The 12,039-nt window shown below is 62.4% G+C and carries 13 protein-coding genes; 8 read left to right on the top strand and 5 right to left on the bottom strand.

The window, feature by feature from the left end; genetic code table 11:
• From VMR39_RS20500 to VMR39_RS20480, 5 genes are all read left to right on the top strand, one after another.
• Positions 1-588, top strand: a 588-nt coding sequence (locus tag VMR39_RS20500; protein WP_325418521.1) for an NAD(P)-dependent oxidoreductase, incomplete at its 5' end; no start/stop codon positions are given.
• A 12-nt stretch (positions 589-600) separates the two neighbouring features.
• A complete protein-coding gene (locus VMR39_RS20495) occupies positions 601-1,362 on the top strand; it encodes an SDR family oxidoreductase (protein ID WP_325418520.1) in 762 nt (253 codons plus the stop codon).
• A 2-nt stretch (positions 1,363-1,364) separates the two neighbouring features.
• Positions 1,365-2,249 (top strand): sugar phosphate isomerase/epimerase, encoded by an 885-nt coding sequence (locus tag VMR39_RS20490; protein WP_325418519.1) that lies wholly within the window; start codon positions 1,365-1,367, stop codon positions 2,247-2,249.
• A 39-nt stretch (positions 2,250-2,288) separates the two neighbouring features.
• Positions 2,289-3,227: an AEC family transporter gene (locus VMR39_RS20485; protein WP_325418518.1), complete on the top strand. Its 939-nt coding sequence runs from the start codon at positions 2,289-2,291 to the stop codon at positions 3,225-3,227.
• 64 nt (positions 3,228-3,291) lie between these two features.
• The gene (locus VMR39_RS20480; protein WP_325418516.1) at positions 3,292-3,942 is read left to right on the top strand and encodes a TetR/AcrR family transcriptional regulator; all 651 of its coding nucleotides are present in this window, start codon (positions 3,292-3,294) and stop codon (positions 3,940-3,942) included.
• 13 nt (positions 3,943-3,955) lie between these two features.
• On the opposite strand, the gene VMR39_RS20475 is transcribed toward VMR39_RS20480, so the two are convergent.
• Both VMR39_RS20475 and VMR39_RS20470 read right to left on the bottom strand, forming a co-directional pair.
• On the bottom strand, positions 3,956-4,453 hold the full coding sequence (locus VMR39_RS20475; protein ID WP_325418514.1) for an Lrp/AsnC family transcriptional regulator: 498 nt from the start codon (positions 4,451-4,453) through the stop codon (positions 3,956-3,958).
• Complete coding sequence (locus tag VMR39_RS20470) at positions 4,450-4,908, bottom strand: Lrp/AsnC family transcriptional regulator (RefSeq protein ID WP_325418512.1); 459 nt, start codon at positions 4,906-4,908, stop codon at positions 4,450-4,452. The genes VMR39_RS20475 and VMR39_RS20470 overlap by 4 nt, the downstream gene beginning before the upstream one ends.
• Positions 4,909-5,173: 265 nt before the next feature.
• On the opposite strand from VMR39_RS20470, the gene VMR39_RS20465 reads away from it, so the two are divergent.
• On the top strand, positions 5,174-6,142 hold the full coding sequence (locus VMR39_RS20465) for an aldo/keto reductase (RefSeq protein ID WP_325418510.1): 969 nt from the start codon (positions 5,174-5,176) through the stop codon (positions 6,140-6,142).
• Between the two features lie 36 nt (positions 6,143-6,178).
• Here VMR39_RS20465 and VMR39_RS20460 read toward each other — a convergent pair whose 3' ends face one another.
• Complete coding sequence (locus VMR39_RS20460) at positions 6,179-7,120, bottom strand: alpha/beta hydrolase (RefSeq protein ID WP_325418508.1); 942 nt, start codon at positions 7,118-7,120, stop codon at positions 6,179-6,181.
• Between the two features lie 93 nt (positions 7,121-7,213).
• On the bottom strand, positions 7,214-8,704 hold the full coding sequence (locus VMR39_RS20455; RefSeq protein ID WP_325418506.1) for an NAD(P)/FAD-dependent oxidoreductase: 1,491 nt from the start codon (positions 8,702-8,704) through the stop codon (positions 7,214-7,216).
• A 539-nt stretch (positions 8,705-9,243) separates the two neighbouring features.
• Between VMR39_RS20455 and VMR39_RS20450 the strand changes: the two genes are divergently transcribed.
• Positions 9,244-9,744, top strand: a complete 501-nt coding sequence (locus tag VMR39_RS20450; RefSeq protein WP_325418504.1) for a GNAT family N-acetyltransferase — start codon at positions 9,244-9,246, stop codon at positions 9,742-9,744.
• A gap of 274 nt (positions 9,745-10,018) precedes the next feature.
• On the top strand, positions 10,019-10,606 hold the full coding sequence (locus VMR39_RS20445) for a hypothetical protein (RefSeq protein ID WP_325418502.1): 588 nt from the start codon (positions 10,019-10,021) through the stop codon (positions 10,604-10,606).
• A 104-nt stretch (positions 10,607-10,710) separates the two neighbouring features.
• Here VMR39_RS20445 and VMR39_RS20440 read toward each other — a convergent pair whose 3' ends face one another.
• Positions 10,711-11,745, bottom strand: coding sequence for a LacI family DNA-binding transcriptional regulator (locus VMR39_RS20440; RefSeq protein WP_325418500.1), 1,035 nt, complete (start codon positions 11,743-11,745; stop codon positions 10,711-10,713).
• Positions 11,746-12,039 lie beyond the last annotated feature (294 nt).

Below are 12,039 nucleotides of genomic sequence, written 5' to 3'. Positions count from 1 at the left end.
CGGGTGGCCGCAGCCTGCGCGGCCAAGGGGATCGGCTTCGTCGATGCGCCGATCGGGCGGTTGGCGCTCCATGCACAGCGGGGAGAATCGCTGTTCATGGTGGGCGCAAGCGACGAAGATTTCGTGCGGGTCGAGCCGGCTCTGAAAGCCATGGGCACCGACATCTATCGCTGCGGCGCGCCGGGCATGGGCAGCCGGATGAAGGTCATCAACAATTTCATGCTGCTGTCTACCGCGCAGATCGTGGCGGAATCGATCGCGCTGGGTACCAAGCTCGGCCTCGACATCCAGACCATGCATGACGTGACTGGCGGCACCACCGCGCGCAATGGCCAGTTCCATGTGCTGATGGTCAACAAGGCGCTGAAGGGCGATATCGAGCCGGGCTTCACCATCGACCTCGCGTTCAAGGATCTGACGCTGGCCATGAATGCAGCGGCGGAAAACCGCGTAGGCCTGCCCATGGGCGCAGCAGCACATGCAGTATTCGGAGGCGTAAGAGCAACTAACTACGCATCTAAGGATTATTCTACGCTTATGAACTATGCATGCGATAACGCAGGCGTTAAAACGCCACGCATGACATAAAGGAGAGAGAATATGACCAGGCGTCTGGACGGCAAGCGCATCATCGTCATGGGATCGGCGACCGGCATCGGCGCCGCCACGGTCAGGCGACTGGCCGAGGAAGGCGCGCAGCTCTGCGCCGCCGACATCAATGTTGAGGGCGCCGAGCGCACCGCGACCGAAGCCGGCAACGGCGCTTTCGCCGTCCCGGTCGACATCACCGACGAGGCATCGGTCGGCGCGGCGGTGGCGGAGGCGGCAGAGGGGCTGGGCGGGCTGGACGGTGCGCACATCAACGCCGCCGACCTGCGCGTCATCTTCCAGGACAGCAATGCGCTGGACGTCGATCTCGACGTGTTTGATCGTACCATTGCAGTCAATTTGCGTGGACACCTGCTCTGCACGCGCGCCGTGCTGCCCCATCTGCTCGCCAGCAAGGGCGGTGCGATCGTCTATACCAGTTCGGGTTCTGCGCGTGGCGGCGAACCGGAACGGCCCTGCTATGCCATGTCCAAGGGCGGGCTTGAAGCGCTGATGCGCCATGTCGCGTCGCGCTGGGGCCGGGAGGGGATCACGGCCAATGTCGTCGCGCCCGGCTTCACCATGACGCAGGAAATGCAGGCGGGCGGTCAGGTGCCGCAGGCGGTGATCGATCATTTCCTCAGCACCGGGCGCAGTTTCCGCCTGGGCCAGTCGGAGGATCAGGCCGCCGTTGCTGCGATGCTGCTGTCCGACGATGCACGCTGGATCAACGGACAGGTCATCAACGTCAATGGCGGCTCGATGTTCTTCTGACCATGGGTCGAAACGAACAGGCGCTGATCGCCACCTGCTGGACGACGGCGGGCAATGTCCGCCCCGACCAGGTCGACAATCTGAGCCGCTGGCGGCTGGAGGACCGGATCGAGGCTGCGGCCCGCGCGGGCTATGGCGGGTTCGGCTTCTGGCTGGGCGACCTTATCGCGTGGCGCGAGCAGGGCGGCGAATATGGCGCGCTGTGCCGCCACCTGTCCGATGCGGGGCTGGGCATCGTCGAACTGGAATATCTGTCCGACTGGTTTGCGCAGGGGGAAAGGCGCGAACGATCTGACGCGGCACGGGCCGAACTGTTCCGCGCCGCCGACGCGCTGGACGCGCGCCATGTGAAGGTGATGCCGCCCTTCAGCAATCAGGGCTGGGCGCGCGCAGCGCTCGCCGAACAGTTCGCGGCATTATGCGCCGATGCCGCCCGGCACGACCTGCTGATGGCGCTGGAGATGACCCCCTTTTCCGACCTGCCCGACCTGGGTTCCGCGCTCGACATGGTCGTGCAGGCGGATGCGCCCAACGGCGGGTTGCTGATCGACATCTGGCATGTGGTCCGGTCGGACAGCGCCGTTGCGGCGATAGCCGATGTTCCCGCCCGCTTTATCAAGGCGGTCGAACTGTGCGACGCCGAACTGGCGATGCGGGGTAGCATCACGGAGGACACGATGTGTCACCGCCGCCCGTGCGGAGAAGGCGCGTTCGATCTGCCGGGCTTCGTCGCGGCGCTCGCCAGGGCGGGTTATGACGGCCCCTATGGCGTGGAGATACTGTCCGACGCCTTTCGCGCCCTGCCGCTAGACGAGGCGGCGCGGCGCAGCTTCGACGGCGCGGCGCGGACAGTGGGTGCCATTGCTCCAGACGCCCGCAATCAGTAACGGGCGCGGGACTTTATCCTTTTGGGTGGATGGCAAGCCATGGCGATGATCATATTGGGCGCGTTGATCCCGGTCTTCGGCCTCATCCTGCTGGGATATGGATGCGGGCGCTTCGACCTGCTGGGTGATCGCGCTTTCGAAGTGCTCAACCGGTTCGTCATCGCGATTACCCTGCCCGTCCTCACCTTCCGCTCGATCGCCCGCATGGACCCGGCCGACCTCGCCCAGCCGTCGATGATGATCGCGGTGGTGGGCGGCGCGCTCGCCACCTATGCCATCGGCTTCGCCATCGAGAAGGGACTGGGGCGCAGCGGAGGCGAGGCCAATATCGCGGGCCTGTGCGCCAGTTTCAGCAATACTGGCTTCGTCGGCCTGCCGATCGCGCTGCTGACCTTCGGCACGGATACGGTGGCGCCGGTGGCGGTGACGATGCTGCTCTATTCCGCCGTCGTCTTCACCGTCGGCGTGGTGATGAGCGAGATGGCGGCCAGTCATGGCGACGGGATGCGCGCGGGGCTGATGCTGGCGGGACGATCGGTGGCGCGCAATCCGCTGATCCTGCTGTCATCGCTCGGCGTCGTCTGGTGCCTGTTGCGCCTGCCGCTCACAGGGCCGTTCGACGTCCTGCTGTCGACGCTGGCGCAGGCAACCGCCCCCTGCGCACTGACGGCGATCGGGATATTCATCGCCTTGCCCCGCGAAAAGACAGCGCCCGGCCCGATCGGACGCGCGCTGGTGCTGAAACTGGGGGTGCATCCGCTGCTGACAGCGGGTTTCATCCTGCTGCTGCCGCCAATGCCCACGCTCTGGGCCAAGATGGCCGTGCTGATGGCCGCCATGCCGAGCGGCGCTTCGAGCTTCGTTCTGGCAGGCAAGGCCGGGCGATGGGCGATGGAGCTGAGCGCCTGGGCAGTCATGCTGTCCACCACATCGGCGTCGCTGTCGCTGATCGCGGTGCTGTGGTGGCTTGGCGCCTGATGCCAGGGCCGACGGTCGCACCATGGGCATTGCCTCGCCAGCGCGGATGGGCCAGAGATTTCCGATGCCAAAATCCGCCAGCCCATCCGCCTACAAGCCGCGCCGGGGACGCCCCGATGCCAGTCGGGTCGTCGCGATCGATCGCGCCATCCTTTCGGCCGCCCGACGCTTCTTCCTCGACGAAGGATATGATGCGACGGCGATGGAAACGATCGCAAGCGCCGCGGGCGTGTCCAAGGCGACGCTTTATGCTCGTCATCCGACCAAGAGCGATCTGTTCCGCGCGGTCGTGCAGGAAAGCGTGGCGCAATGGTCGGAGATGAGCGACCAACACCACCTGCCTGAAGGGCAGACGCTGCGCGAAAGGCTGATGCATCATGGCACGCTGATCGCCCGCTCGCTTCCCAACCCCGAGGTCCATGCCTTTCAGCGGCTGTTGATTTCCACGCGGGAACGCTTTCCCGAACTGTCATTGGCCATGTACGAAAGCGGATCGCGCCCGATCGTCGATCGGATCGCCCGCGACATTGCCGACGCGACCGCGCGGGACGGCCAGCCAGCCCGCGATCCGGAGATGATCGCCCGGCTGTTCCTGTCGGCGATGACCGGATGGGCCTTGCAGGAGGGCGCCGCGCGCAAAATGACCGACAGCGAACTGGAAGAGGTCGCGCGCCGGATCATCGACCTGTTCCTGCTCGCGCGGGATGGGTGGTAGGCGAACGGGTCCGTCAGTCGTCCTGGACGACCTGGGCACCACGGGTGATCTTGGCGACGCCCGGTTCATATTTCAGGTTATGAACCGAAATCGCAGTCTGCACCTTCTGGACGCCGGGCAGGCTGCGAATCTGTTCGGTAATCAGTTCATTGAGCTGTTCGATATTGGTGAACAGGCCCATGGCCAGCAGGTTGAAGCGCCCCAGCATCAGGATGACACAGCTGAGTTCCGGCATCTGTCGCAACCGGTCCGCCAGTTCGGCGACGCGCGAGGGATCGGCATCGATCCCCAACATGCACAGGTTCGGCGAACCGGCCATGCGGAAATCGGTGACGACCGTGAACTGGATCAGCCCCTGGGTCTGCAACCGCTTGATGCGGGTGCGGATCGTCCCTTCGGTCACGCCCAGTTCGGCCGCGATCGCTCGATTGGAAACACGCGCGTCGCGGGCCAGCTTGTCGACGATCTTGTGATCCAGCGCGTCGAGGCGCTCCCAATTTTCGTCGGTCATAGCGGCGCCACGTTGAATTCATATTTGACGATATCGACGGCGACGCCGGAATCGATCTGCGCAACGCCTGCAATACTCGCGACGTGGTCGTAGAGAAACTGCTGCACTTCCGAGAAATCGTGGAGCGCGACCATGATCTCCAGATCATGGCTGCCGTTCATGATGTTGACGCTCAATATTTCGGGAAATTTGGCGAGATCCCGGCCGACATCCTGAACGCTGCGGCCAAGCACCTTCACCCCGACGGCGATAATGACATTATAGCCGCGGGCGGCGAAATCCGTCACCGCGACGACGCGCATCGCACGGGCATCTTCCATCTTCTGCAGGCGTGCCGAAACCGTCGCCGCCGTGACCGACAACTGCTTGGCAATATCCTGATTGGTCGCCCGGCCGTTGGTCCGGAGAATGTCTATGATGCTGTTATCAAGAGCATCCAGGGAAGGCGCTGTCACTGCTCGCCCACTTCTAATCTGCATTCCAGCCAGCCTCCACTTCTTCGGCGGACCATAGCGTGAGGAAATGCGGAGCGCCAGATAGCTTGCACATATGTTGCGGCAGGTTCGCAAAAGCCGACAAGCACCAAGAATAATCGCACGAGAAATCCGATACATCATGAAATTACGACATCTTTCTTCCATTTTTACATCGATGTGCGTAGAGAATTGAACAAATTTCGATGCAACAAAGTCTGCGCGACAGACCGATCAGGAGACAGCCATGCTTACGAAGGTGACGCTCAATCATACCGACCTCTCGGTCAGCCGCCTATGCTATGGCACCAATATGCTGGGCTGGCAGATCGATCAGGAGCGATCCAACGCCATTCTGGACAGATTTGCGGAACTGGGCGGCAATTTCATCGACAGCGCCCGCTCCTATGGCGACTGGATGCCCGACGCACCCAAGGGTGCGAGTGAACGGGCCATCGGCGCCTGGCTGAAGGGCCAGAAGCGCGAGGATTTCGTCATCGCCACCAAGGGCGGTCATTTCGACATGCGCGCGGGCGACTATCGCAATCGCGTCAATCCGAACGAAATCGCCAGTGATCTGGCGGAAAGCCTGGACCATCTGGGTGTCGACAGCATCGACCTTTACTGGCTTCACATGGATAATGTCGAAACGCCGGTCGGCGAACTGATCGACTTTCTGAACGACGCCAGAGCGGCAGGCAGGATCCGCTGGTTCGGCGCGTCCAACTGGACCGATGCCCGCGTGCTGGAGGCCAATGACTACGCCAAGGCCCATGGCAAGACCGGCTTCGTCGCGGTCGAGCCTTTCTGGGGTTTGGCCAAGCCGCATGAGATAAACGCGATCCAGCAGGGCTATCAGCTCTATTTCGAGGATCATGGCGGTGCGCTGAAGGGGGCGGACCTGGCCGTCATCCCTTATTGCTCGCAGAGCCGGGGCTATTTCGGCATGCTGGCAAAGGGCAAGGATGCCGTGCCCGACGCGTTGAAGGCTTTCTACGATAACCCGATCAACGCAGCGCGGTTCGCCGCTGCCGAGGCGGTGGCCGCGCGCCATGGCGCGACGGTTTCGGAAATCGCGCTGGCCTATCTGATGAACCAGCCAAGCCAGGTTATCCCGATCTTCGGCGCGTCCAGTCCGACACGGATAGAGGAAAGCGTGAAGGCCGCCGCCATCACGCTGACGGCGGAAGAACTGGCAGAATTGCGGGCCGAATGAGATAAGGGGCGGGGCGGTCGGCCCCACCCCATCCGATCACACCTCCAGTGCCGCGCGCAGCGCCGATGCCGCATCCTGCTTCAGGCGCACGGACGCAGGCGCATCGGGCAGCACGTCAAAGCCATGATAGGCGCCGGGATAGACGTGCAGTTCGGTGGGGACACCCACCTCGATCAGACGGCGGGCATAGTCCATGTCCTCGACGAGGAAGAGGTCGAGAGCCCCGACCGCAATGAAAGCGGGGGGCAGTCCGGACAGGTCGCTGGCGCGGGCGGGTGCGGCATAAGGCGACACATCGGCAGCACCGGGATTTTGACCCAGCAACGAACGCCAGCCAAAGACATTGGCCTGCGGCGTCCAGACGAAAGCGCCCAGATGATCGGGCAACCGGGTGATGCAGGTGCGATCATCCAGCATCGGATAGATGAGATTCTGGTGGGCGATCGCCGGGCCGCCCCGGTCGCGCGCCAACAAGCAGAGCGCCGCCGCCAGGCCGCCACCGGCGCTTTCGCCCCGCACCGCGATACGGGTCGCATCGACACCCAGGCTTATGGCCTGCTGGTGCAGCCAGCAGAGCGCGGCGTAGCAATCCTCGACCGATCCCGGCGCCGGGGTTTCGGGAGCGAGACGATAGTCGACCGAGACGACCACCCCCCCGATCTCGGCCGCCATCTGCATGTTGGACACATGATTGGTGGCCACCGAACCCATCACATAACCGCCGCCATGGATGTGGAGAATGGCCGGACGCGGCGTCGCGTCGCCTGCGGGTGTGTAGATGCGCACGGACACCTGCCGGCCGTCCGCGACAGGCACGCTGTCCGACCGCCAATGGACGCCGCTAACCTTCGGTTCGGGCGCCATGGCGGTCATCTGTTCCATGCCCTGCCGGATGGCAGGCAGGCTTTCATCGCTCAGTTCCAGTGCCGGCATGACGTCCAGCCCCGGCAATAGGGCCGGATCGACGAGATGATGCATATTTCTCTCCTACATGTCCTGCTCATTCAATGGCACCGTCCGATGTTACCATCCTGATAAATGCACGCACCGGTGTGAGATGTGCCTTCCCGGTCAGCGCGCGAAAGCTTCAACCGGGGACTCCATCGCATAGTCCGCCATGACCGGCGCGGACATGGCGTCGGCAAAGGCTTCATAGCTCCATGGCCAGCTGGCCGGCACGCCGGTCGCGTCGAGATACCAGCTCCTGCACCCCGATCCGAAGATGGTCGATCGCGCGGCCTCGATTCGCCGTTCCTCATAGGCGGCATGGGCTTCGGCTCTCGGCTCGATCGTCCGCGCTTCGCCGCGGCGCAACAGGTCCAGCAACTGGTCGACATAGGCCCATTGCCGCTCGGCAATGTCGATCAGGGAGAAATTGCCGACCGGACCGGTCGGGCCGTTGAGCATGAAGAAATTGGGAAATCCGGGGATCGTCACCGCATAATAGGCAGTGGGGCGCGGCGTCCAGGCATCATCCAGCGACAGGCCATCGCGTCCCGTAACCGTAGTCGGGCGGATGAAGCGGTCGGCATGGAAACCGGTGGCGAGGATCAGCGTGTCGAGCGGCTGCAACCGCCCGTCCGCCAGCCGCACGCCGTCCGCCTCGACACGCACGATGGCTTCGCGCTCGACGTCGACATTGGGCTGCTGGACCGCGTCATAATAGGACCAGCTGTAGATCAGCCGCTTGCACGCCGCGCGATAATCGGGGCGCAGCTTTTCCCTCAACGCAGGATCGCGCACGCTATTTTCCAGATTGTCGAGGCAGATCTGCTCGATCGCCGCGATTTCCGGCCCATGGGTATCGGTGATCGCGTGGGTGAAGCGGAAGATCGAGTCCCAATAGTCCTTGTTATAACGGATTGCGTCGATCAGCGCCGGATCGCGGCGAAAGGCTTCGCGCTCGTCCTCGCTATATTCGAAATAGGGAACCGGCATGATCCATTGCGGCGACCGCTGGAAATGGACGAGGCGCGCGGCACGGCTTTGCAGCGCGGTGACGATCTGCACGCCCGTCGATCCATTGCCGATCACGCCGACACGGACATCATCCACCGGCGTCTCATCCTGCCAGCGCGCGCTGTGCAGCACGGTGCCGGCAAAATCCTCCATCCCGTCGATATCGGGCATCTTCGGATGGTGCAGCACGCCCGATGCGGCGATCACGACCTCCGCCTCCACGACCTCGCCGGTCGACAGGCCCAGCCGCCAGCGACCGACATCTTCCATCCATTCGCAAGCAACCACTTCGGCGCCGAAGCGGATATGCGGCGTCACGCCATATCTGTCGGCGGTGTGCTGGAAATAGGTCTGTATCTCCGCGCCCTTGGCATAATATGCGCGCCATTCGGCATAGGGTTCGAAACTATAGGTATAGGCGTGCGCGGGCACGTCACAGGTCAGGCCGGGATAGCGATTCTCCCGCCAGGTGCCGCCGAGCCGATCGGCCTTCTCGAAGATGGTGAATTGCTCGCCCGCCTGGCGAAGCCGGACGCCGGCCAATAGGCCGGCCATGCCGGCGCCGATCACGGCAAAGCGAAGCGGGTTGCGGTCGGTGGACAAAAGGCTCTCCTGTGGATCGTTCGTTTCCACCGAATTGCCACCGCACCGCCGCCGCCACATCGTTCAAACGGACTAGAATCTTCCGCCCCGCTTAAAAGGATGCGACAGCAAAAACTTAGAGTGCGCGGATTGACGGCGCTCACCGAAATGCAACCGTCGCCCTGTTCGCACGTCCCTACCCGACACCGCGCTTCAACAGCGTTCGGCTTGTCGGCAGGGTCCGCGATGATATGGCCGAAGCGTCAGAAAGCGACCATGTAGACGAACCAGCCCAGGATCATCAGGCTTGTCACCGCACATAGCCGGTCGCCAAAAATATCTATCCGCGTCATCGCCACGATCCTTTCCTCAAGTCTTGGTCTGCGCCAATATCGATTCCGAATACGTCATATGCGACGTATATGGAAGACAGAATGTTATGATTCCTTCTCTATGCGTATTTTATCTGCACTTCTCAAACGCATACCTGTTCGATCGCGTTCCTGCAACAATATCGGCCACGCGATTGACCTTACCGGTCGCCCGGCTAAGCCAGGCCCATGGCCGCCATGCACATCCGCCGCTTCGTCCCGTCCGACACGCAGGGCGTGATCGACGTCATCCTGCCGATCCAGCGTGAGGAATATGGCATTGCCATCACCCCGCAGGACCAGCCCGACCTGTCTGCAATCCCGGCCTTCTACCAGAGCGGCGCTGGCGACTTCCTGGTGGCCGAGGCGGAAGGCGGGATCATCGGCACGATCGGGATGAAGGATATCGGCGATGGCCAGGTCGCGCTGCGCAAGATGTTCGTCGCCGCCCCCTGGCGCGGGCGGTACAGGGGCGTCGCGCAGGCCTTGCTGGACGCGCTGATGGACCTGGCGCGGACTCGCGGCGTGACCGAAATATTGCTCGGCACGACCGACAAGTTCCTCGCCGCGCACCGCTTCTACGAACGCAATGGGTTCACACCCGCCGACGCCGACAGCCTACCCGCCAGCTTCCCCCGCATGGCGGTGGACAGCCGCTTCTATCGCCTGAATTTGCGCGCAAACCGGTAAGAGGCGCTGTGGTCGGAACGGGAGCGAGTAGAATGGGGGGAAACGACTAGAAATTGCCCTCTCCGCCGTTCGAGCTGAGCTTGTCGAAGCCCTATTCTTTTCTTTAAGGCCTACGCCTGAAAAAGCAGTGCAGCCCTTCGACAGGCTCAGGGCGAACGGGGGTTAAGTCTAGAACCGACCAATTGTAGCCATCCCCGTCCGTTGCATTTGACTTCGAAAGCCGACACTGTTTGTCATCTCGAACAAAACTTATCGGCGAGAGCAAGGATAACGAATGAAAGCACGATTCGCGCTTATATCGCTGGTGATATTCGCGACCATAATCGTCCCGTTGGGAATCGGTGCGGTTCAGGGATTGGGGTTGAGCAAAGCTGCCGATGGCAACCAAACATTTCCTTTTGCGCGGAAATATTTCGGTGATGTGGTCGATGATGACACAGAATATCGCAAAATGCGTGATGAATTTTCAGGCGCGGGATGGGGATCGTTTGGAAATCGTGCGCCGGGGGTAAGTATATGTCAAGAACTTATCATCCGGAGTTTTAATCAACAAGACGAGTTAATAGGTGCTGCTTTGATTAATCAGCGGTCCGTAGTTCTTGATGAGATATTTGGTCGGCCCGGCATAGAGGCAATTGAAGCATTGCCTAGCCCTGTAACGGGCGCGCTTCGGGCATGCAAATACACGATTGTTGCCGCAGCCTGTCATATTTGGTCTCAACGGACGATTGCAAGTGCGATCAAATCGGCATTGCCAAGCCTTCAAAACGAAAAGCGCAAATGGCTTGTCGATAATGAGGCGGCAAGTTGCAAGGTTTCTGCGAAGTTTGGTCTTGGAACTAGCCTGCCCTACAGGCGCTGAACTCGCTTCCACCCGGAGGGGCCGTATTCAGCATTTCTGCGTCAAAAGCTGCCATTCCGCAATCCACCCCTACCCGTCATCCACAACCCAATAAGCACTGCGCCCTATCCCCCGCTACTTCGGCGCACGACCAGCCGCGCCGGCAACATGCTGGGCGGCAGCGGCCGGTCTTCCACCTGCGCCAGCACCGTGTCGACCAGCAGTTCGCCCGCGCGCTTCATGTCCTGCATGATGGTGGTGAGCGGCGGACTGGTCAGGCTGGCGGCGGGGATGTCGTCGAAACCGACGATCGCCACATCCTGCGGCACCGACAGCCCCGCCTCCGCGAGCGCCCGCATCGCGCCGATCGCGATCAGGTCGCTGGCGGCGAAGATCGCGTCGAACGTCGCGTCGCGCGCGACCAGGGTCCGGGCGGCTGCATGGCCGGCATCCTCGGCCGTCAGTGCATCGACCTGTAGCGCCGGGTCGGGCGCAATGCCCTGCTCGGCCATCGCCTCGCACAAGCCCCGATAGCGATCGGCGAACTCGGGATAATGTTCGTCGGCATGGCCCAGAAAAGCGATCCGCCGCCGCCCCAGTTCCAGCAGATGCTCGCCCGCCAGCCGCCCCGCGCCGACATTGTCCGACCCCACGGTCGCGCCGATATTGGCTTCGCCCACCGAACCCCAGCGCACGAAATGCGTCCCATGGCCGACCAGCTGCTCCAGCCGCCGCTCGTAAAGCGTGTAATCGCCATAGCCGAGCAGGATCAGCCCGTCGGCGCGATGGCTGTCCTGATAGCGGACATGCCAGTCATCCTCCATCTTCTGGAAGGAAATGAGCAGATCCAGCCCGCGCGCCGCGCATTGCCGGGTGATCGATCCCAGCATCGACAGGAAGAAGGGGTTGATATTGGATTCGTCGGGCGTCGGATCCTCGAAGAAGAGCAGCGCGATCGTATTCGACCGTTGCGACCGGAGCGAAGACGCATTCTTGTCGACCGAATAGTTGAGTTCCTGCGCGATCGCCTCGATCCGCTGACGCGTAGCAAGGCTCACCGACCGCGACCCCCGCAGCGCTCGGCTGACCGTCGGCTGCGATACGCCCGCCAGATAGGCGATGTCGAAACTGGTCGGCTTGCTGCTGCGCTGGCGGCCCATCTGTGTCTCCCGTGCGATCCATGCGCAGCACTCATGGTAGAAGCCTAAAGAAAACAACGCAATTGCGTACCCTTGCGCCGCCCCGTCCGTTGCATTCCGGTCACAGCCCGATGCGCTGCATAATATGCGTATACGTATGCCTTCTGGTCGCGCCGGTAGCACGCAGCGTAAGAATAGCGTCACCACGGGGAAATGGCGCTGCACGACCATACCCACGACAATCAGGATTTCGCACCGGCACAGAAGGGTCCGTCCGGTGTTTCAGGGGAGAGGATAAGTGGCCAACCAGTTCGA

Source organism: Sphingobium sp. (genome assembly GCF_035511395.1).
In the GTDB taxonomy this organism is placed as follows: Bacteria; Pseudomonadota; Alphaproteobacteria; order Sphingomonadales; family Sphingomonadaceae; genus Sphingobium.
This window is presented reverse-complemented; position numbering and strand designations above follow the sequence as displayed.